Genomic DNA, 20,600 nt, shown 5'->3' with positions numbered 1-20,600 from the left:
CACCAGCACACCCTTGGGCCCACCCGTCGAACCAGACGTATACATCACATACGCCGCGCTGTCCGGCCACAACATCCGTTCGGGATCGGTCACCGGATAATCCGCCGTATCCGGAAGATCCTCACCCAGCACCAGCAACGGCCGGGCACCCTCCGTCATCTGCCGCAACCGCTCCTCCGGCAGCCCGGTGTCCAACGGCAGATACGCCGCTCCCGCCTTCACCACCGCATAAATCGCCACCATCATGTCCACCGACCGCGGAATCCGCACCCCCACCACCCGCTCGGGCCCCGCACCCCGCTCCAGCAGCCAATGCGCCAGCCGATTGGCCCGCGCATTGAACTCCCCATACGTCAACGACCCGTACTCACCCACCACCGCCACCCGCTCGGGCGTCCGCGCCACCTGCGCCTCGAACGCATCTGGCAGCGAAACCCACTCCACGGCACGCGCCGTGTCATTGACCTCCCCCACCAGACGCACCCGCTCCTCGGCCCCCAGCACATCGACCCCACCCACCGCCAACGACGGATCCACCGCCAACTGCTCCATGACACGGACCAGTCGGGCGGCGATGGTTTCCGCCGAGTCGCGGTCGTAGAGGTGGTTCTGGTAGTCGAGGGTCAGCCGCAGGTACGGGTCGGACGCGTTGAGGGTGAGCGGGTAGTGCGATCCGGCGATCGGCCGGATGCCGTCGATCGTGAAGCCCGCGGAGACGTTCGCGTCGATGATGCCCTGCCGGTCGAGGGGGTAGTTCTCGAAGGCGATGATCGAGTCGAACAGGACAGGCATCCTGACGTCCCGCTGGATGTCGGCCAGCGCGTAGTGGTGATGGTCGAGCAGCGCGGTCTGCCGCTCCTGGAGGTCGACGATGACGTCGGCGACGCTGCGGTCCGGCCGGCAGAGCACCCTGATCGGGAGGGTGTTGACGAACAGGCCCACCATCTCGTCGGAGCCGGGCAGGTCCGCCGGGCGGCCGTTGACCGCGGCCCCGAACACCACGTCCTGCTGTCCGGTCAGCTTGGAGAGCAAAATCGCCCAGGCGCCCTGGAGCAGGGTGTTCAGCGTGACGCCGAGTTCCGCCGCGCGCCGGGCCAGCTCCTTTCCCCTGTCGATCGACAGCGGGACCTCGATGCGCCCGTGGGCGGTCGCTTCGCCGGCGGCCGTCCGGCCGGCGGCCACGAGGGCCGGCTGGTCGAACCCGGCGAGTTCGGCCCGCCACCGGGCCGCCGACACCTCGCGGTCCTTCGTGGACAGCCAGGCCAGGTAGTCGCCGTAGCTGCGGACCGGAGGAAGCTCGTGGCCGCCGGCGTACAGCAGGATCAGGTCCCGGATGACGGACGTGGACGACCAGCCGTCGAACAGGGTGTGGTGAGCCGTGATGATGAGCTTCGCCCGCTGTGGTCCGTAGGTGAGCAGGGACAGGCGGATGAGCGGGGGCCGCGCGGGGTCGAGCCGGTCGGCGCGGTCGTCGGCGAGGGCCTGGTCGAGCGCCGTGTCCTGCTCGGCTGCGCGCCGGTCGGCCAGGTCGACGTGGCGCCAGGGCAGGGCGACATGCTCCGGTACCACCTGCACCGCATCGCCGTCGGCCCCGGTGGCGAACGCACAGCGCAGGTTCGGATGGCGGTCCAGGAGCGCTTGCCCCGCGGACCGCATCCGTGACGGCTCCACCCGGCCGCTCAGGTGCAGCACGAACTGCATGTGGTAGACGTCGAAGGAGCCGTCGGCGAGCGCGGCCTGGAACTGGATGCCGGTCTGTCCCGGCGCCTGCGGCCATATCTCGATGAGGCGGCCGTAGCTGGCTTCCCACTCCTCGATCTCGTCCTGCCGTACCGGCACCAGCGGGGCGTCCGAGGGCGTCAGTCCACCGACCCCCGTGCCCGCGGCGTGCGCGGCCATGCCGTGCAGCACCTCGACCCACAGGGCAGCGAGTTCGGTCACCGCCTCGCGGGACAGCACGCCGGTGGGGAACATGAAGGCCGCCTGCAACCGGGCGCCGCCGGTGCCGTCCGTGGCCATCGCGTTGACCTCCAGCGCGGAGAGCGCCGGCAGGTCCGGGTCGGGCATCGGCGACAGTTCGGCGGCCCAGGACGCGGGTCCCCAGCCGTCGGCGCGCAGGTGCTCCGGTACGTCGGCGCCGGAGATCCGGCCGAGGTAGTTGAAGCCGAGCTGCGGCACCGGGCACGCGGCGAGCTGTCGCGCGGTGTCCGGGTTGAGGTAGCGCAGCAGGCCGTACCCCACACCCTTGTGAGGGATACCGCGCAACTGCTCCTTCACCAGCTTGATGGCTTTTCCGGCCGCCGGTCCGCCCGCCAGCACGTCGGTCAGGTCCACTCCCCGCACGTCTACCCGGGCCGGGTACATGCTGGTGAACCAGCCGACCGTGCGGGACAGGTCGGCCCCGGCGACGATGTGTTCCTCGCGGCCGTGTCCCTCCAGGCGGACGAGGGTGGAGTCGTCGGCACCGCGCCATCGGTTCACCGCCAGGGCGAGCGCGGTGAGCAGCACATCGGCGCCTGTGCCCCGGTAGGCGGCGGGCAGCCTGGTCAGCACGGCGTCGGTGACATCGGCGGGCAGGTCCACCCGTACGGTGTCGACCGTCGTCATGACGTCCACCGCCGGGTCGAACCGCCGCTCGCCCAGCGGGGAGTGCGGAGCACTCAACAGGTCCTGCCAGTACGCCAGTTCCGCTTCCCGCTCGGGGGTGCGGGCCTCCTCCTGGAGAGCCGATGCCCAGCGGCGGGCCGAGGTACCGACCCGTGGCAGCTCGGGCGTACGGCCGGATCGGACCTGCTGCCAGGCCTCGGCGAAGTCCGACATGAGGATGCGCCAGGAGACCCCGTCCACCACCAGGTGGTGCAGCACCACGAGCAGTCGGCCCGGGCCCGACGCGGGATCGAACCACACGAAGTCCGCCATGACTCCGGTTTCCGGGTCCAAGCGCCCCGCCGCCGCATCGGCCTCGGCCTTCGCCATGGCCAGGGTGGACGGCTCGTCCCACCGGCCGTCGCACGGGACCCGGCGGATCAGGTCGTCCGCTCGCACGCTGCCCTCGGGGCGGCCGACGAGGGCGGGCTCCTCGTCGTGCGTCAGCCGCGCCCGCAGCAGGTCGTGCCGGTCGAGCACGGCGTCCAGCGTCGCGGCGAGGCCGGGCCGGTCGATGCCTGCGGGCAGCTCCAGAGCCATCCCCATCGAGAACCGCTTCGTTCCCCCACCGTGTTCGAACACCTGCCGCGCCACCGGCAGCAGCGGTATCGCGCCGTCGCCGTCGTCCTCGTCCTCCGCAGGTGCGGGAAGCGGCTTCTGGCGGGCAGCGGCCACTTCCGCGAGCCGCGACGCCGTGCGGCACTCGAAGATCTCCCGCGTGGTCAGCTCCAGGCCCCGGGCCCGGGCACGCGCCACCACCTGGATCGACCGCAGGCTGTCCCCGCCCACCGCGAAGAAGTCGTCGTCGACACCGACGCGTTCCACGCCGAGGACGTCCGCGTACGCCGCGGTGATGATCGCTTCGGCCTCGGTGCGCGGCTCCCGGGAACTCTCGCCCAGGAACTCCGGTTCGGGCAGCGCCGACCGGTCGATCTTGCCGGTCGGCCCCAGGGGCATGCGGCCGAGGACCACGAAGGCCGACGGCACCATGTAGTCGGGCAGTTGCCCCGCGACGAACACGCGCAGCTCGGCGGCCGACGCCCCGGCCTGCATGTCGACGTCGGCGATACCGCCCCGGCCGTCGTCGCCCGCCACCGGCCCCGAGTTGTGGACCACGTACGCGACGAGTCGCCGTCCGCCCGAGGGCGCCTCGCGGCTGACCACCACCGCTTCGCTGATCCCGGGGTGCCTCGCGCAGACGGCCTCGACCTCGGCGGTCTCGATCCGGAAGCCGCGCACCTTCACCTGGCCGTCGCTGCGGCCCACGCACTCCAGCAGGCCCCGTGTGTTCCAGCGGGCCAGGTCGCCGGTGCGGTACATCCGTGTCCCCGGCGGGCCGAAGGGGCTGGCCACGAAACGCTCGGCGGTCATCGCCGGGCGGCCCTGGTAGCCGCGGCCCAGGCAGGTGCCGGCCACGTACAGCTCCCCGACCACCCCCGGCGGCACCAGAGCGAGTCCGGGGCCCAGTACGTACGCACGCATGTTGGCCAGCGGGGTGCCGATGGGCGCGACATCGCCGTCCGTCCACTTCTCGTCGGCGGCGAGGGAGAACGTGGTGGCGTAGAAGCTCTCGCTCTGCCCGTAGCCGTTCACGATCTGCGCCTTGGGCAGCGCCTCGCGGACCTGCCGCACCAGCCGGGCCGGAAGCACGTCGCCCGCGAGGACGACCGAGCGCACATCGGTCGTCCGCCCCAGGCGGTCCACGAGTTCGGCGAGCACCGAGGGGACCGCGCTGATCACATGGCCGTCCCAGCTGTCGCGCTCGGCGAGCGCCAGTGCGTCCTCCACCACCTCGGCCGTCCCGCCGGTGGACAGCGTGGTCAGCAGCTCGAAGACCGACACGTCGAAGTTCACCGAGGTGCCGGCCAGCATCCGCCAGCCGCGCGGCGCGTCCAGGACCCGCGCCAGCTCCCGTACGCCGTTGACGAGGTTGCGGTGGGTGATCGCCGCGCCCTTGGGCGTGCCCGTGGAGCCGGAGGTGTACATCACGTAGGCGAGGTTGTCCGGGCTCGGCGGGCCGGTCCGGTCCGCGTCCCTTGGGTCCTTCTGGCCGTCTGCGTCCCGCTCGGCCCATTCGGCCGCGTCGTCGAGGCGCAGAGCGGGGATGTCGTTCTCCGGCATGGCCTGCCATGTCCGGTTGTCCGTCACGGCGAACCGCGGCCGGGCCTCGGACAGCACCGTGGCCGCCCGTCCGCCCAGATGCCGGGGGTCCATCGGCAGGTAGCCGGCGCCGGACTTGAGGATGCCGAGCAGACCGATGACGAGGTCCTCGGTGCGCGGCAGCGCGAGGACCACCAGGTCTTCGGGCCTCGCTCCGCGTCGTATCAGCTCCCGCGCGACGTGGTCGGCCCGCTCGTCGAGGTCGCGGTAGGTCAGGGTCCGGTCCTCGCACACCACGGCGGGAGCGTGCGGAGTCCTGGCCACCTGCGCTTCGAACAGCTCCGGCACCGTCAGGTCGGACACGGCTTCGGTGCGCCCGCCCAGCCGGTGGAGCAGCCGGTCCCGCTCCGTCGCGTCCAGCACGTCGATGCCGCCGATGTGCCGCCCGGAGTCGGCGACCAGCCGGCCGAGCACGCGCACGAACCGGTTCGCCATGGCCTCGACCGTGGCCCGGTCGAACAGGTCGGTGGCGTACTCCAGACGGCACCGCGCCCCGCCGGAGTCCACCGGGATCATGTCGAAGAACAGATCGAACTTGGCCGTCGAGGTCTCGATCCGCTCGGCCCTGACCTCAAGGCCCGCGATGTCCAGGTCCGGCACGGGAGGCTGCCAGGAGAGCATCACCTGGAACAGGGGGTGGTAGGCGGTGGAGCGGTCCGGGTTGAGGACCTCCACCAGGCGCTCGAACGGAATGTCCTGGCTGTCGTAGGCGGCGAGGGACCGCTCCCGCACCCGTCGGAGCACCTGGGCGAAGGTGGGGTTGCCCGTGAGATCGACGCGCAGGACCCAGGTGTTGACGAAGAAGCCGACGAGGTCGCGCAGCTCCTCGTCGGTGCGTCCCGCGATCGGGGCGCCGATGGGCACGTCGTCCCCGCAGCCGAGGTGGTGCAGGAGGACGGCCAGCGCGGAGTGCATCACCATGGAGACGGTGCTGTCCTCCTGCGCGGCCAGCTTCTCCACGGCGTGCAGCAGTTCCGCGTCCAGCCGGAACCGGACCACGTCGCCGCGGCGGCTCGTCGTCCGCGGGCGCGGGCGATCGGTGGGCAGGGCCAGCGGCTGGGCCAGACCGGCCAGCGTCCGCTGCCAGTAGTCCAGTTGCCGGGCCGCCAGGCTGTCCGGGTCGGACTCGTCACCGAGTACGTCCTGCTGCCACAGGGTGTAGTCGGCGTACTGCACCGGCAGCGGCTCCCAGGCCGGCGCGCGGCCCGCGCCCCGGGCGGCGTAGGCCACCGTCAGGTCCCGCAGCAGCGGCCCCATGGACTCCCCGTCCAGGGCGATGTGGTGCACCACCAGGACCAGGGTGTGCTCCCGCGGCGCGCTGCGCACCAGGCGGGCGCGGATCGGCACGTCGGAGGCGAGGTCGAAGGAGGCGGTGGCGGTCTCCGTGACGGCCGCGGACAGCTCCGTCTCGTCCGCGGCCTCGACGAGGTCCAGGGTGAAGGGCGCCGATTCGGTGGCGAGCACCCGCTGGTGCGGAACGCCGTCGCCGTCCTCGACGATCACGGTGCGCAGGACCTCGTGCCGGCCGATGACGTCGAGGAAGGCCGACTCCAGCGCGCCGACGCTCAGCTCGCCGGTCAGTCGCAGTGCGAAAGCGCCGTTGTACGTCGGCGATGGACCCTCGAAACGGTCCACGAACCACAGTCGGCGCTGCGCGAAGGACAACGGGATCAATGTGTCTCCAAATCCGCGGGACGAGCCGGGAGCGATGCGCTGCTCAACCCTGGTCGAGCACTGCCAACAGCTCGTCGTTGTAGAAGTCGTCGATGGAGCATGCGCCGGAGCCCGTCGAGAAGTAGCGGTCGATCAGGTGCTGGTGACCGACCAGTTTGCGCAGCATCTCCGACTGCCTGCCGGGCTTGAGTTCGGCCACGTTGAGCGCGCCCTGGTAGAGATCGAGAAAGCTGTCGGTCAGACCGCTCTCATAACGCTTGAGCGCCATGTCGAGCGCCGTGTCGTCGTGCAGCCGGTCGCCGATGTGGTCGGTGAGCGACTGCGCCTGGAGGAAGGCGTCGGTGATGCCGCGGGCGGTGATGGAGTCCTTGTGGTGCACCGCGTCGCCGAGCAGGACCCACCCGGGGCCGTAGGCCTTGCGGAAGAAGTTCTCCTGGCGTCCCGTGCCGTAGAACACCTCCTCGCGCTGACCCGCCGACATCCGCTCGTACAGTTCGGGCGCCGTGGAGCGGACGGCCTCCAGGAAGGAGGGCTCGACGGCTGTACGGACCTCGGCGAACTCGCTCTGCGGGAAGTAAGCCATGATCAGCTTGAGGTCGTCATTGGTGGGGATGACGCCGAGCCACCGTCCCGGCCGCTCGTACAGCTCGAAGTGCCCGGGCACCCCGGACCAGTAGCTGTAGTAGGTGCAGGTCATCCGCGGGTGCTCGATGACGTAGGGCGCGCCGACCTTGCGGGCCACCAGCGACCGCATGCCGTCGGCGCCGATGACCAGCCGCGCCCGCTGGGTCTCCTCGGCGCCCCCGGGCGTGGTGTAGCGCACCCCCGCGACCCGGTGGCCGTCGAGGAGGAGGTCGCTCACGGTGCACCCCTCGCGGACATCCACCCCGGCTGCCGCGGCGCCCTCGGCGAGGATCGGGTCGAGCACGAAACGCCTCGGCGCGTACGTGGTGCGCTGACCGTCGACCGGCAGCGAGAAGCCGTCCAGCCGGACCCCCGGGGCCTGGTAGCTCTGTTGGTCGATCGGCGGGCAGCCCGCGGCACGGAGCCGGTCGAGCAGGCCCCAGCGGGCGAGCAGCGCCACCCCCGGCTGATGGATGTAGTGCGAGGACAGGGTGTCCTGCGGGAACCGTGCCTTCTCCAGGAGCAGGACGCGGTAGCCCTGCCGGGCGAGCAGCATGGCCGCCGGCGAGCCCGCGCACCGGGCACCTATGACAACTACGTCGTACATGGCCCTCACTTAGGATCGAGTCACGGCACCCGTGGCTTCGATGTATGCGGAAATCAAGGCCACCGTCGGGTTGAGGTACATCTGATCCATAGGGACTTCGACATCGAGTTCGTCGATGTATCCCGCTTGGATTTTGGCCATGATCACGGATTGGCCGCCCAGCGCGAAGAAGTCGTCGTCGACCGCTATGTCATCGCGCTGGAGTTCTCGGCACCAAATGGCCCGCACCTTTTCGGTAATCATCACACCCCTCCTCCGCGCCATCAAGGTCCTGCGAGTCGGCCGCCGTACCGGTGGCGGCGTGTTGGATTCGGGACTCCTCAGCCAGGGCCGAGCGGTCCACTTTTCCGTGCGGACTCAGGGGAAGCTCACGGATATTGAGGAATCGCGCCGGAACCATGTTCCGTGGCAGCGTCTCCAGCAATCGGGCACGTACCTCGCTTTCCGCGAGGTCTTGTGCCGCCGGTACGACGAAGGCGATCAGCTCGTGGTCTCCGGAGGCGGATTCCCTGGCCACCACGGCGGCCTGCCGGATGCCGTCGAGGCTGTCGAGCGCGCGCTCTATGTCGGCGGGATCGATGCGCATGCCCCGCACCTTCACCTGGGCGTCCATGCGGCCGGCGACGACGAGGTCGCCGGCCGGGGTAACGCGGCCGCGGTCGCCCGTGCGGTACAGGCGGCGCGGGGTGCCGTCGAGTACCGCGGTGGTGAAGCGTTCACTCTCGGGTCCCGTGGGGTTGAGATAGCCGGCGCCGACGCCCTTTCCCGAGAGGCAGATCTCGCCGTACTCCCCCGCCCCGACCGGCTGCGACTTCTCGTCGAGTATGTGGATCTCAGTGTTGTGGACGGGCCGGCCGACCGGCGCCGCCCCGTGTTCGGCGGGCCGGTAGCCGGTGAGGTCGTACGAGGAGGCGATATCCGTGCACTCGGCGACGCCGTACTGGTGAAGGAGCGTGCACGTGTTCCCGTCCGCGTGGGCCCAGTCCGCTATCCGGTCGAAATGCAGCGGCTCACCGCCGAACAGCACGTAGTCCAGCCCGGCGAGTGCCGTGCCCCGGCGTGCCGTTTCCCAGTCCACCAGCAGGTAGAGGGTGCTGGAGGCACAGTGCACGGTGCGTATGGAGTGCTGCGACAGCATGCGGTAGGCCATCGCGATGTCGAAGTGGCGGCTTGCCATCAGGTGCTGGGTGGCACCGCAGAACAGCGGCATCAGCAGGCTGCGTTGGGAGAGGTCGAATCCGAACGCGCTGACGACCAGGTTGTCCGAGCCGTGGTGCAGGCCGTATTCGAGGGTCAGCCAGTTCAGCAGGTTGAACCAGCCCTCGTGGCGCACACCGGCGAGCTTCGGCGTGCCGGTCGACCCGGACGTGAAGACCGCGTAGCACAGGTCGTCCCCGCCGACCAGGATCTCCGGCGATGTCACCGGCAGGCCGTCGAGCAGGTCCCTCCACCGCTCGGGAGCGACGACCTCGGCGGTCGTCGGCTCCACCAGGCCGGCGGTCGACGGTGAGGCCACCACCAGGGCGAGGCCGGGAATCTGTCCGAGCAGCAGCCGCAGTCGGGCCGGCGGATAGGTGGGATCGAGCGGCACATAGGCCGCACCCGCCTTCAGCGTGCCGAGGACGGCGACGACCAGGTCGACCGAGTAGTCGAGGCAGAGACCGATCTTGTCGCCCCGCCCGTACCCCCGCGCGGCCAGGTAGTGCGCGAACTGGTTGGCGCGCGCGTCCAGTTGCGCGTAGGTCATCTGCTGCCCGGCGCAGCGGAGGGCGACGGCTTCAGGAGTGGTGCGGGCGTGCGCCTCGAACCGCTTGTGCACGAGGGGCAGGGGTGGCAGGGCAACCCGTGTTCCCTGGAGGATCATCAACCAACTCCGTCGTGACGGTGGTTCGGCCGGGGGCGAGTGGTACGTGCGTCCCGGCCGACGGGCGGATGCGGGCGCGGACTCGGCTGCCCCGCGGTGGCACGGCGGGGTCCGCCGCTGCCCGGTGGCGCCGGTCCGGCCGCCGTCCCGCGCACCGCGGAGCCGCCACCCGCCGGGGCGCCTCGCCTGTTCAGTCCGCGGCCATGGCCTCTCGCAGGCTCCTGGGCCGCAGATCCGTCCAGTTCTCCTCGACGTACTCCAGGCATTCGTCTCGTGCCGCGTCGCCGAGGACCACACGCCAGCCGTCGGGTACGTCGACGAACACCGGCCACAGGGAGTGCTGGCCCTCGTCATTCTCCAAGACGTGGAAGGTTCCGTTCTCGTCGTCGAATGGGTTCGTGCTCACTGCCACCGTCCTTAGCCGTCACGACATGAATCCGGATGAAATGCGGAACGGCGCAGGAGGGAAATGGCCGGACGGGCGGTTTCCGGTCCGGCATTGTCCTGTCGACGGGACATCCCGCATCAGCGGGCACCAGACAGTGCCGATGCCACGGTGGGGGACGCTAGGACGCGTCTGCCAGGGCCGCAAGGACGGCGGATTCGGTGAACTCCCGCCCGCTCTGCCGGACCTGTTTCCCCTCGGCCTCCTGTGCCACCATGACCGAGATGTGGCCCCTAAATTGGGCCCGCTCACATTCGGGTTCACCCAATCCACCACCACCGCCGAGGCGAGCGCGTGCGGCACGGCGACGGAAAGCCCATCGACGAACCGACGACTGGTGATCCATGACTCTGAAGTCAGAATCCGAGCACGGAACAGCTCCGGATGACGGCACTCGACGTGCGCTGCTGCGTCACATGCTGGTGGCAAGGGGTGTCGACGAAGAGGCCTGTCAGCTACAGAAGCAGGGCGCTCTCGACCTCTGGGCCTCCTGCCAGGGGCAGGAGGCCGCGCAGGTGGGCTCCGCGCTGGCCGTACCACCTTCGGCGACCGTCTTCCCCAGCTATCGCGAGCACGCGGTGGCACTTGTGCGGGGCGTCACTCCCGACCAGTTGCTGAGGCAGTGGGCCGGCCGCACGTTCTGCGGATGGGATCCGCGCCGAGTGGGTTTCTTCCCCTACACCCTGGTGCTGGCCGCGCAGACACTGCACGCCGTCGGCTATTCGATCGGGCAACGCCTCCAGGAACGCGAGGACTTCGTCGTCGTCTACGTCGGTGACGGCGCCACCAGCGAGGGCGACATGGCGGAGGCCATGAACCTCGCCGCCGTCGAGTCGGCGTCCGTGCTGTTCATCTGCCAGAACAACGGCTGGGCGCTGTCGACACCGACCGAGGAACAGATGCGCACCTCGCTGGCCGAGCGCGCCCGGGGTTTCGGGATCGAGTCCATCGGGCTGTCGGGCCAGGACCCGGAAGCGGTCTTCACGGCCTGCTCCCGTGCGGCCGCCCACATACGCCGCCGGCGAGCACCCTGCCTCGTCGAGATCGAGGTCGGCCGCATCCACGGACACTCGACCTCCGACGCCCAAGAGCTGTACCGCAGCAGTGAGGACATCGCTCGGGCGAGGGCCGCTGATCCGGTGGCGGCGTATGCGGCCCGGCTGCACGACCTGGGTGTGGTGGACCGCGCGTGGCGGGACGCCGTGGACGCGGAAGTGCGGGAGGCGCGCGAGCTGTTGATGAAGGAGTACGCGTGATGACTACGGTCCGGTCGGACGGCCTCGCGGCGTCGATCAACGCGACCCTCGCCGATCTGCTGGAGCAGGAGCCCGGGCTGTTGCTGCTCGGTGAGGACATCGGACGCCTGGGCGGCGTGTTCCGGGTGACCCGCGGCCTCCAGGAGCGCTTCGGCAAGGAGCGGGTCCGCGACACGCTCCTTGCCGAATCCAGCATCATCGGCCAGGCCGTGGGCATGGCGATGAGCGGCCTGGTCCCGGTCTGCGAGATCCAGTTCGACGGGTTCACCTACCCCGGCGTGAACCAGTTGGTGACCCAGGCCGCCCGTGTCGGCGCCCGGTGGAACGGGCAGCTCAGCCCGAGCCTGGTGGTGCGGATCCCGACCGGCGGCGGATTCCGGGGCGTCGAGCACCACAGCGAGTCCAATGAAGCGCTCTTCGCGCGTGTCCCGGGCATCTCGGTGGCGTGCCCTTCCACCGGTGAGGACGCGGACCAGATCCTGCGGTACGCCGTGACGCTCGGCGCGCCCGTGGTGATGTACGAGCCGATCCGCCTGTATTGGCGCAAAGTCGTCCCGCCCCGCGATCCGGCGCCGGCCAAGTCCCCGACCGCGGCCCGCGTCGCGCGACGGGGTACGGACCTGACCGTGGTCACGTACGGCGCGATCACCCATGAGGTGCTGCGAGCGGCGCAAGAACTCAGCCCCGATGTCGATGTCGAGGTGGTGGACCTGCGCTGGGTGGCCCCGCTCGACATGGACACGATCCTTCAGTCGCTGTCCCGCACGGGGCGCCTGCTGATCGTGCACGAGGGGTCGAGGGACCTGGGTGTCGGCGCCGAGATCGCCGCCTCGGTCGTGGAGCGTGACGTCGGCTCGCTGCGGGGTCCGGTCCGCCGGCTGGCTCCGGATCGTCGTGTCTATCCCCCGGCGGACTTCGAGCAGCAGTACCTGATCGGTGTGCAGGAGATCAAGAATGAGGTGTTGGTGATGACGGGGTGAGCGGTTCGTTGGAGGACATGCCGGTTCCTGGTTTCGGGCACAGCCTCGACGAGGCCCTGCTTGTCGAGTGGGTCGTCGGCGTCGGTGACCGGGTCCGGCGCGGCGACGTCGTCGCCGTCGTCGAGACCGACAAGGCCAGCACGGAGATCCTGGCGGAGCGGGACGGACGGGTCGTGGAGCACTCGGCGACCGCCGGCACGATCCTCACGTCGGGTGAGGTGCTGTACCGATTGGCAGCCGACCGACCGAGCCACGCGTCGCAGCCCTCGGTCCCGGCGGATGAGCGGGAGAGAACATCCATGAGCGAGATGGAAGAGCGCATCAGCGACGTCATGCTGGCCAAACTGCGGGAGCGGGAGCCGTCGTCGGGCCCGCAGGACCTCACCCGGCCGGTCGCCGAGCTGGATCTCGACTCGCTCGACCTGGTCGAGCTGCACCAGCGGCTGGAACGTGAACTCCATGTCAAGGGCGACCTGCGGGAGACCGCGGGCTTCCCCCTCCTGTCGGACTTCAGCGTCTACTTCATGAAGCTGGCGAGCGGGCGGTGAGCGCGGGCATCGTCGATCTCGTCGCGGTGAAGCCGGGACGTACGGTCGGCAACGACCACTTCGATCCGATCGGTCTGACGGACCAGTGGATCCGCCGTCGCAGCGGCATAGCGTCCCGCTCCTGGCTGCCGGCCGACACCCCGCTGGCGGAGGTGGCGGCCGAGGTGTGCGCGCCGATCGTGGCCCGGCTGGACGACCCGTCCACGATCGGCGCCCTGATCGTGGTCAGTACCTCGGTGCGGCAGCGTGTGCCCGGCATCGCGCAGAAGGTGGCGCGACTGGCCGGTCTCGGGCCCTCGGTGCTGGCCTTCGACATGAACGCGGCCTGCTGCGGCTTCGTCTACGGCCTGGTCACCGGGCTCTCGCTCTGCGATGCCGGGCGTTCGCGCTCGGTGCTCCTGTGTTCGGTGGAGGCCATGTCACGGCTGGTGGACCCGTCGGACCGGCAGACGGCCTGCATCTTCGCCGACGGCGCCGCGGCCGTGCTGCTGGCGGACCGGGCCGAGTTCGCGCTGTCGTGCCAGGTGGCGGGCTGTGACGGCTCCCAGGAGGGGCTCATGCGGGAGACGGACACCGGCGGCATCCATCTGGACGGCGCGCAGGTGTATGACCGTGCCGTGCGCCGGATGACGGAGTCGGCGCGGTATCTCGTCGACAACGGCCCCGCGCCGACGGTCCTGGTCGGTCACCAGGCCAACGGCCGCATCCTGGAGCAGGTCCGCGGCTTCACCGCCGATCTCAACGTTCCCTTCGTGAACCGGATCGAGCACTCCGGGAACACCTCGTCCGCGTCCATCCCCCTGGCGTTCGCCGAGGAGTTGGAAGCGCTTGCCCTCCCTTCCCGGGGGCGGCTCGGTGCGGTGGCCTACGGCGCCGGCGAGGCATGGGGAGGCGTCGCGGTGGACTACCGGGTGCCGGTCACCACGTCTTCCTGACGCCCGCCGGATCTTCGTACCCCATCGACTCGGTCCCACCGATCTAGGAGGCTGTCATCTACAGGCCAGAAGCCTGGGTTCTGCACTCCGGCGCCACGACCGGCCCCCAGGACGGCGGACCCGGGGCCGCACTGCGGTACGGCCGGTTCGCTTTCGGTCCCCTGGAGGATGGCGAGGCCCTGGTGGAGCCGATCATCGGCTCCTGGGAAGCCAACATGGACCACGCGCTGACCCGCTCGCCGATCGATGTCTGTAGCAGCCGCGGCGAGGACGCGGTGGTCCTGGGGAACCTGGGCGTGGTGCGCGTGCTCAAGGTGAACGCGGGGCGCGCGGCGGATGTCGGGGTCCGCGAGGGCGATCTCTGTCTGCTGATGCCCTTCGGCAGGATGGACCGCTTCGGCTACGCGGAACTCGCGCACGCCTACGACGCACCGGGCACCATCGGCCTGCTGGCCAAGCAGTCGAAGATGGACGCGCGGCTGCTCCTCCCGCTGCCGGACGCCACGGCGTACTCGCTGTCCCAATGGGCTTCCTACGGGCGGTACTTCACCGCCTGGGACAACTGGAACAAGGCGTACGGATGCTGGCGCACCCAGGTCCCGGACGACGACCCGGCGCGGCACCTGGTGTTCGGATGGGGCGGAGGTGTGGCGTTCGCCGAGCTGCTGCTGGCCAGGCGGGCCGGGTTCCGCGTCGCGATGGCGGCGGGCTCCGACGAACGCGTCGCCTTCCTGCGAAAGCACGGCATCACTCCGGTGGACCGCCGCCGGTTCCCCGCTCTGTCCCGCCCCACCCGCCGCTCGCCGACTGACCGGGAGCGGCACGAACAGCGCCGCACATCAGTCGAGGACTTCCTGCACGTGACCCGGGATCTCAGCGACGGTCACGGGGTCGCGATCTTCGTCGACAATATCGGCGAGCCCCTGTACGACGTCACCCTCAGCGCCCTGGCACGTCAGGGGGTCGTCACCACCTGCGGGTGGAAGGCGGGGATGCGCCTGACGCATCTGCGGAGCGTCGAGAGCATCAGCCGCCACATCCATGTGAACACGCACGTCTGGCGGCTGTCCGACTCCCCGGCGATACGGGACTTCCAGGAGGCCGAGGGCTGGATGCCACCGGCGGGGTCCGAGGTCATGTACGGCTTCGACCGGGTGCCCGACCTGGCCGACGACTACGCGAACGGCAGGATCGGCTCGTATTTCCCGACGTACGGCGTGAACCCGCTCTGACCCGCCCGGGCCACTGCGGAGGTCCTTGGTCGAGGTCAGGGACGTAATCCGAGGGAGGAGACACCATGGGCCACGCCGGGATGGACACGGATGTGGTGATCGCCGGCGCCGGGCCGACGGGACTGATGCTCGCCTGTGAGCTGCGGCTCGCGGGCGCCGACGTAGTGGTGGTCGACCGGCTCGCGGGACGGACCGGTGAGTCGCGGGCCGGCGGGATGCACGCCCGCACGCTGGAGGTGCTGGACCAGCGCGGGGTCCTGGACCGGTTCCTCGCGGCGGGCGAGATCCAGTCGGTCGGCCACTTCTCCGGCCTCTGGCTGGACTTCGACGAGTCCGCGTCCCGGCACGCCAGGCCGCTGATGATCCTCCAGTCGGCCATCGAGCGGCTGCTGGAGGAGTGGGCCGCCGAACTCGGCGTACGGGTGCGCTGGTCGTCGGAGGTGACCGGAGTCCGCCAGGACCCGCTGAGTGTGACGGCGCAACTGTCATCGCCTCCGTCGTCGGCACCGGCACGGCTGCGCGCCCGCTATCTCGTGGGCTGCGACGGCGGGCGCAGTGCCGTGCGCAAGCTGTCGGGCATCGGCTTCCCCGGCACCGACGCGACGATGACCGCGCTGCTGGGCGACGTCGAACTCCCCGATCTGCCGGAGGACTACATCTTCATGCGGCGCTGCCCGGGAGGCCATTTCTCGGTGATCGCGCTCGAACCGGGCTGGTACCGGGTGATCACATCGGAGTACGACCATGTCGCCGGCCGGGACGATCCGGCGACGTTCGAACAGCTCCGTGCGGCGCTGATCAGGCTGGCGGGCACGGACTGGGGCATGCACAGCCCGCGCTGGGTCTCCCGGTTCGGCGACGCGGCGCGGCAGGCCTCCCGGTACCGCAACGGGCGGGTGCTGCTGGCAGGCGATGCCGCGCACATCCACTATCCGGCCGGCGGGCAGGGCTTGAACGTGGGGGTGCAGGACGCGGTCAACCTCGGCTGGAAGCTGGCCTCGGTGGTGCGCGGCCGGGCGCCGGTGAGCCTGCTGGACACCTACCACGACGAGCGGCACCCGGTCGCGGCCCGGGTGCTGCGCAATACCCGGGCCCAGTCGGCCCTGGCCCGCCCCGGTGAGCAGATGGACGCGTTGCGCGAGGTGTTCGGCTCGCTCATCACGTTCGACGAGGTCAACCGCCATCTGTGCGGCATGCTCACCGGGCTGGACGTCCGGTATCCGGTCGACGGCGATCACCCCCTTGTCGGCCACCGGGTGCCCGACGCCGACCTCAAGACGCCCGACGGCGCCACACGCGTCCACGAGCTGCTGCGCACCGCCCGCCCCGTACTGCTCGACCTCGGCGGCGGCAGCGAGGTGGCGGCGGCCGCCCAAGGGTGGGCCGACCGCGTCGACCATGTCGAGGCGCGCAGTGACGACGCCCGCTGGGCCGCCGTCCCCGCCGCCGACGGGACACCCGCTCCGTCCGCCGTCCTGATCCGGCCCGACGGCCATGTCGCCTGGGCTGCCGCTACGGGCGGCGCACCCGCTTCCCCCGGCCTGCGCAGCGCGCTCGCCAAGTGGTTCGGCCCCGCCCTGCCGGGGTGAGAGGGCGAACGCCGCCGCGTTCTTGACCAGGTCCGTATCGGGGCGACGTCGTCAAGGAGCGCTGCCGTGCCGGCCTGCCCGTCGGGGCGGTCCGGCACGGCGGCCTTCCCCGGGCTCCGGACGGCAGGACGGAGTGGGCGGAGTGGGCGGAGTGCCGGCGCGGCCGACGGCTCACGCACCGCCGATCCGGATGGCCTGGACGGGGCAGGCTCCGATCGCCGCACGCACCGCGGATCCGGAGTTGTGCTCCTGGCCCTCGATGATTTCGTTCAGCCCGTCGTCGTCCTGTGTGAAGACGTCCGGAGCCACGAGAGCGCACATTCCTCCGCCCACGCACCGGTCCCGGTCCACCTGGATCCGGGCTCTCGCCTCGCCCGACTCCTTGGTACGCGGGCTCATGACAGCTCCTCTTCGGCGAGGTGACGGGGGTGCGAGCATATCCGGCCGACGTGCGCCAACCGAGGGCCCACCAAGCTTCCCCGGAAAGGTAGTTGGGCATTGCGGGACACCTCGTACACAGAGCGGGAAGAGGTCACGGCCGTCGCCCGAACAGCCGACGCGGGGACCTGACCACGATGCGCCCGTAGTGCTTCTGCCCCGACAGCTCCACCTTCAGGACGTGCGGCCTGTCGCGATCCGCCCTGTGGTGACGGTACTTGAGCCTGCTGAAGGCGAGCCGAACACCGTCCGTGTCCACGACGACGCCGGCTCGCGTGATCAACGTCAGCTTCCCGCCGGACATGGCCATGTCCAGGTGGAGCGTGTCGTATGTGATCACGGCTTCGGTGAAGTCGAGCGTTACGTCGCACCAGGTCACGGCCAGCTCCAGCCTGCGCGGCACCACCCAGCGCCCGGCGCGCCCGGCCCTGCCGTGGGTCTGCTCGATCCGCACCACGTCCTTGGCCTCGGCCATCGCGCCACCGGCCATCACCGAGACGGGCGGCAGATCCCCCGTGAGCGCTGTCAGTTCACCGACCGTACGAGCCGACAGCGCGGCCTCCAGCCGCCCGTCCAGTTCGTCCGGGGTGAGCCGGCCGTCCCCCGCGGCGACCCGCAGGACCTCCACCGTCCTGTCCCGGTCCCCGTGCGAGGCGCGTAGCCCGGGCTCCCCAAACGGAGGGTTCTCCCCCGGCACACCAGCATCCCGGTCCTGTCCCACCGAGGTCCCTCCACTTCTAAGGTCTGCGTCGATTCTCACGGGGCACTCCTTGGCCTGCGGGTCACGGACCGGCCATGCCGCGGGGACGGCGGGCACCGACGCTCCGTCGGATTCCGCCGCCCCGGGCCGGACCGGATCGCGGGAGGGGGAGAGGGAAGGGTCCGCGTTCCGGTCCCGTCTACTTCGGACCGCGGTTGAACACGGCCTGCGCCCAGCGGTAGCCGAGCGCTGTCAGTACCACGCACCAGATCAGGGCGATCCACCAGTTGTTGCCGATCTCCGTGCCGATCAGCAGGCCGCGCAGAGTCTCGGTCGCCGGGGTGAAGGGCTGATACTTGGCGATCGGCTGGAACCAGCCCGGCATCGTCTCCGCGGGGATGAACGCGCTGGAGATGAGCGGGAGGAGGATCAGGGGCATGGCCATGTTGCTGGCCGCCTCCGGGGTCGGACTGGCCATGCCCATCCCCACCGCGATCCAGGTGAGCGCCAGGGCGAACAGGGCGAGCAGGCCGACGGCGGCGATCCACTCGAGCGGGGTGGCGTCCGTGGTGCGGAAACCGATGGCCACGGCGACGGCGCCGACGATCACCAGACTGGCGAGCACCTGGAGCACGCTGCCGACGACATGCCCGATGAACAGGGAGCCCCGGAAGATCGCCATCGTGCGGAAGCGGGCGATGAGGCCCTGGGTCATGTCGATGGAGACCGACATCGCGGCCCCGATCACCGTGCTGCCGATGGTCATCATCATGAGCCCCGGCACGAGGTAGGCGATGTAGTCGGAGCGGTCGTTCCCGCCGATGCCCGCGCTCATCACATCACCGAAGATGTAGACGAACAGCAGCAGGATCATGATCGGCGTCAGGAGCAGGTTCAGCGTCATGGACGGATAGCGCCGCACATGCAGCAGGTTGCGCCGCAGCATCGTGGTCGAGTCGCGCACGGCGAGGGAGAAGGAACTCATCGGGTGGCCTCCTTGGCCTGGGCGAGGGCGCCGACACCGCCGGTCAGGGCGAAGAACACGTCGTCGAGGTCGGGCGTGTGCACGGTCAGCTCATCGGCCTCGATGTGCGCGGCTTCCAGCCGGTCGAGGATGGCGCGCAGCTCACGCTGGCTGCCGTCGTTGGGGACCTGGAGCGTGAGGGCTTCGTCGTCCCCGGCGGCTTCGTCCAGCGCGGTGGCGGCGGCCCTGTAGGCGGCCGGGTCGGTGAAGCGCAGCCGGACGTGCCCGCCGGGGACGAGGCGCTTGAGTTCGTCGGCGGTGCCCTCGGCGGCGATCTTGCCGTCGTTCAGCACCGCGATCCGGTCCGCGAGTTCGTCGGCCTCCTCCAGGTACTGGGTGGTGAGGAAGACGGTGACGCCGTCGGAGACCAGCTCGCGGATGATCCCCCACATGGTGTGGCGGGAGCGCGGGTCGAGGCCGGTCGTCGGCTCGTCGAGGAAGATGATCCGCGGATTGCCGATCAGCGTCATGGCGATGTCGAGGCGGCGCTTCATGCCGCCGGAGTAGGCGGTCGCGGGCTTCTTCGCGGCTTCGGTGAGGTCGAAGCGCTCCAGCAGCTCCGCCGTCACCCGCCGCCCCTCGGCCTTCGACAGGTGGTGCAGGTCCGCCATGAGGAGCATGTTCTCCTCACCGGTGATCAGGTTGTCCACGGCCGAGAACTGGCCGGTGACGCCGATCGCCGCGCGGACGCCACCGGGCGAGGCGGCGACGTCGTGGCCCGCGACCTGGGCCTGCCCGCCGTCGGCGGGGATGAGCGTGGACAGGATCTGCACCACGGTGGTCTTCCCGGCGCCGTTCGGACCGAGTAAGGCGAACACGGAACCGGCCGGAATCCGCAGGTCGATGCCGTCCAGGACCACCTTGTCGCCATACGACTTGCGCAGGCCCACGACGGAGACGGCCACGGGCGACTGCCGGTCGCTCTCTTGCCTTGATGCAGGCATGGCGGAAAATGGCATGGGTACTCCCGTTGAGGCTTGGATGAAGGGACGCGGCGCGTCGGCGAGACGGGTCCGCTACAGCGCCGGCGGCTGGATGGGGGTGAAGAGGGCGAGGAGTGACTGCTGCTTCGAGGACGTTGCCGACATGGGCGCGGCTGAGTCAGGTCTCGCGAACCGCTCGGGCGGGCTGCGCCCGCTGGCATGGGGCGGCGGGTGTCACTTTTCGCCCGCGTCAGGTTCCCCGCTGATGGATTCCTGGTAGGCGTCCGCGTAGGTGGGAGAGTCCTTGATCAGGTCGTCGCAGAACGCGGCGACGTCGTCGCCGATGAGTTCCAGGACTCCCTTGCCCGAGGCGACGCCCTCCTCGAAGAAGTCAACAATTCCGGGAAGCAGGGGCCCGTCGGGCAAGTCGACTGGCCCGACCTTGAACAGGTACTTCTGCATTTCCTTGTAGACGATCTGGTAGTCCGGGGGCAGTTCCTTGCCCCGGCCTGTGTCCCCCCGCCACTGCTTCTTTCCCTCGATGATGTCCTGGATGCTCACGTCAGCCTCCCAGCCGGCTCAGTTTCCGTGCGACATTCCTGTTCAACTGCTCGCGCCACCGATCGCGATAAGTCCGGGCCTCTTTCCCACCGGCAAGCGCGGTACAGAAACCTTGGATGTCATCGCCAAGCACCTCGTGGACACTCTGCCCGTCGGCCGCTGCCACTTCGAGCAGCCCCAGGGCGGCGTCGAGGATGGGCAGCAGGTTGCGGCCGGTGAAGTCCCCGTGGGGGAAGAGGTGAGCCTTGATCTGTTCCCACGCCGCCCGGTGATCGTCCGGCAGGGCCGCGGCCCTGGCTTCGAACGCCTTCCATTCCCGGTTGAGATCGCTGCCGGTGACCTTCTCCCAGAAGTTCATCTCCCGCCCTCCTCCTTGAGCCTGTCGATGCGTGAT

General features: G+C 70.2%; 17 protein-coding genes. 6 read left to right on the top strand and 11 right to left on the bottom strand.

Annotation, left to right across the window (positions count from 1 at the left end; all coding sequences use genetic code 11):
• The 5 genes from IG54_RS0135400 to IG54_RS0135380 all read right to left on the bottom strand — a co-directional run.
• A partial coding sequence (locus IG54_RS0135400) for a non-ribosomal peptide synthetase (protein WP_234336472.1) occupies positions 1–6,471 on the bottom strand: 6,471 nt, incomplete at its 3' end.
• A gap of 52 nt (positions 6,472–6,523) precedes the next feature.
• Positions 6,524–7,711: an NAD(P)/FAD-dependent oxidoreductase gene (locus tag IG54_RS0135395; RefSeq protein WP_030794586.1), complete on the bottom strand. Its 1,188-nt coding sequence runs from the start codon at positions 7,709–7,711 to the stop codon at positions 6,524–6,526.
• A 9-nt stretch (positions 7,712–7,720) separates the two neighbouring features.
• On the bottom strand, positions 7,721–7,954 hold the full coding sequence (locus tag IG54_RS0135390; protein ID WP_030794585.1) for a phosphopantetheine-binding protein: 234 nt from the start codon (positions 7,952–7,954) through the stop codon (positions 7,721–7,723).
• On the bottom strand, positions 7,902–9,575 hold the full coding sequence (locus IG54_RS0135385) for an amino acid adenylation domain-containing protein (protein ID WP_078594908.1): 1,674 nt from the start codon (positions 9,573–9,575) through the stop codon (positions 7,902–7,904). Before IG54_RS0135385 ends, IG54_RS0135390 begins: the two co-directional genes overlap by 53 nt.
• Before the next feature lie 190 nt (positions 9,576–9,765).
• Positions 9,766–9,981: an MbtH family protein gene (locus IG54_RS0135380; RefSeq protein ID WP_030794579.1), complete on the bottom strand. Its 216-nt coding sequence runs from the start codon at positions 9,979–9,981 to the stop codon at positions 9,766–9,768.
• A gap of 455 nt (positions 9,982–10,436) precedes the next feature.
• Between IG54_RS0135380 and IG54_RS0135370 the strand changes: the two genes are divergently transcribed.
• From IG54_RS0135370 to IG54_RS0135340, 6 genes are all read left to right on the top strand, one after another.
• Entirely contained in the window at positions 10,437–11,276 is an 840-nt protein-coding gene (locus IG54_RS0135370; RefSeq protein ID WP_051820392.1) for a thiamine pyrophosphate-dependent dehydrogenase E1 component subunit alpha, read from the top strand.
• On the top strand, positions 11,276–12,256 hold the full coding sequence (locus IG54_RS0135365) for an alpha-ketoacid dehydrogenase subunit beta (protein WP_030794573.1): 981 nt from the start codon (positions 11,276–11,278) through the stop codon (positions 12,254–12,256). The genes IG54_RS0135370 and IG54_RS0135365 overlap by 1 nt, the downstream gene beginning before the upstream one ends.
• Before the next feature lie 17 nt (positions 12,257–12,273).
• Entirely contained in the window at positions 12,274–12,804 is a 531-nt protein-coding gene (locus IG54_RS43325; RefSeq protein ID WP_234336471.1) for a biotin/lipoyl-containing protein, read from the top strand.
• On the top strand, positions 12,801–13,739 hold the full coding sequence (locus IG54_RS0135350) for a 3-oxoacyl-[acyl-carrier-protein] synthase III C-terminal domain-containing protein (RefSeq protein ID WP_030794570.1): 939 nt from the start codon (positions 12,801–12,803) through the stop codon (positions 13,737–13,739). Before IG54_RS43325 ends, IG54_RS0135350 begins: the two co-directional genes overlap by 4 nt.
• A gap of 182 nt (positions 13,740–13,921) precedes the next feature.
• Entirely contained in the window at positions 13,922–14,971 is a 1,050-nt protein-coding gene (locus tag IG54_RS0135345; RefSeq protein ID WP_234336470.1) for a zinc-binding alcohol dehydrogenase family protein, read from the top strand.
• A 65-nt stretch (positions 14,972–15,036) separates the two neighbouring features.
• Positions 15,037–16,560, top strand: coding sequence for an FAD-dependent monooxygenase (locus IG54_RS0135340; RefSeq protein ID WP_051820390.1), 1,524 nt, complete (start codon positions 15,037–15,039; stop codon positions 16,558–16,560).
• 171 nt (positions 16,561–16,731) lie between these two features.
• Here the strand turns inward: IG54_RS0135340 and IG54_RS0135335 are convergent, their stop codons facing one another.
• The 6 genes from IG54_RS0135335 to IG54_RS0135310 form a co-directional block, all read right to left on the bottom strand.
• A complete protein-coding gene (locus IG54_RS0135335) occupies positions 16,732–16,959 on the bottom strand; it encodes a ferredoxin (protein ID WP_051820388.1) in 228 nt (75 codons plus the stop codon).
• A 133-nt stretch (positions 16,960–17,092) separates the two neighbouring features.
• Positions 17,093–17,695: a DUF1707 SHOCT-like domain-containing protein gene (locus IG54_RS0135330; RefSeq protein WP_030794558.1), complete on the bottom strand. Its 603-nt coding sequence runs from the start codon at positions 17,693–17,695 to the stop codon at positions 17,093–17,095.
• Positions 17,696–17,897: 202 nt separating this feature from the next.
• Positions 17,898–18,683 (bottom strand): ABC transporter permease, encoded by a 786-nt coding sequence (locus tag IG54_RS0135325; RefSeq protein WP_030794555.1) that lies wholly within the window; start codon positions 18,681–18,683, stop codon positions 17,898–17,900.
• The gene (locus IG54_RS0135320) at positions 18,680–19,666 is read right to left on the bottom strand and encodes a daunorubicin resistance protein DrrA family ABC transporter ATP-binding protein (RefSeq protein WP_037898356.1); all 987 of its coding nucleotides are present in this window, start codon (positions 19,664–19,666) and stop codon (positions 18,680–18,682) included. The genes IG54_RS0135325 and IG54_RS0135320 overlap by 4 nt, the downstream gene beginning before the upstream one ends.
• A 213-nt stretch (positions 19,667–19,879) precedes the next feature.
• Positions 19,880–20,206, bottom strand: coding sequence for a DUF1048 domain-containing protein (locus tag IG54_RS0135315; protein WP_030794549.1), 327 nt, complete (start codon positions 20,204–20,206; stop codon positions 19,880–19,882).
• Position 20,207: 1 nt separating this feature from the next.
• On the bottom strand, positions 20,208–20,564 hold the full coding sequence (locus IG54_RS0135310; RefSeq protein ID WP_030794546.1) for a DUF1048 domain-containing protein: 357 nt from the start codon (positions 20,562–20,564) through the stop codon (positions 20,208–20,210).
• Positions 20,565–20,600: the final 36 nt, after the last annotated feature.

The sequence above is a fragment of the Streptomyces sp. NRRL S-920 genome (assembly GCF_000717945.1).
GTDB classification, from domain to species: Bacteria; Actinomycetota; Actinomycetes; order Streptomycetales; family Streptomycetaceae; genus Streptomyces; species Streptomyces alboniger.
Note: the sequence above shows the minus strand (reverse complement) of the source record. Positions and strands in the feature narration are given on the sequence as shown.

Bases quoted from the DNA above. Each gene is read 5' to 3' on its own strand.
- IG54_RS0135370 (WP_051820392.1), top strand. From the start codon at position 10,437: ATGCTGGTGGCAAGGGGTGTCGACGAAGAGGCCTGTCAGCTACAGAAG.
- IG54_RS0135365 (WP_030794573.1), top strand. From the start codon at position 11,276: ATGACTACGGTCCGGTCGGACGGCCTCGCGGCGTCGATCAACGCGACC.
- IG54_RS0135390 (WP_030794585.1), bottom strand. From the start codon at position 7,954: ATGATTACCGAAAAGGTGCGGGCCATTTGGTGCCGAGAACTCCAGCGC.
- IG54_RS0135325 (WP_030794555.1), bottom strand. From the start codon at position 18,683: ATGAGTTCCTTCTCCCTCGCCGTGCGCGACTCGACCACGATGCTGCGG.
- IG54_RS0135335 (WP_051820388.1), bottom strand. From the start codon at position 16,959: ATGAGCCCGCGTACCAAGGAGTCGGGCGAGGCGAGAGCCCGGATCCAG.
- IG54_RS43325 (WP_234336471.1), top strand. From the start codon at position 12,274: ATGCCGGTTCCTGGTTTCGGGCACAGCCTCGACGAGGCCCTGCTTGTC.
- IG54_RS0135395 (WP_030794586.1), bottom strand. From the start codon at position 7,711: ATGTACGACGTAGTTGTCATAGGTGCCCGGTGCGCGGGCTCGCCGGCG.
- IG54_RS0135340 (WP_051820390.1), top strand. From the start codon at position 15,037: ATGGGCCACGCCGGGATGGACACGGATGTGGTGATCGCCGGCGCCGGG.
- IG54_RS0135320 (WP_037898356.1), bottom strand. From the start codon at position 19,666: ATGCCTGCATCAAGGCAAGAGAGCGACCGGCAGTCGCCCGTGGCCGTC.
- IG54_RS0135310 (WP_030794546.1), bottom strand. From the start codon at position 20,564: ATGAACTTCTGGGAGAAGGTCACCGGCAGCGATCTCAACCGGGAATGG.
- IG54_RS0135385 (WP_078594908.1), bottom strand. From the start codon at position 9,575: ATGATCCTCCAGGGAACACGGGTTGCCCTGCCACCCCTGCCCCTCGTG.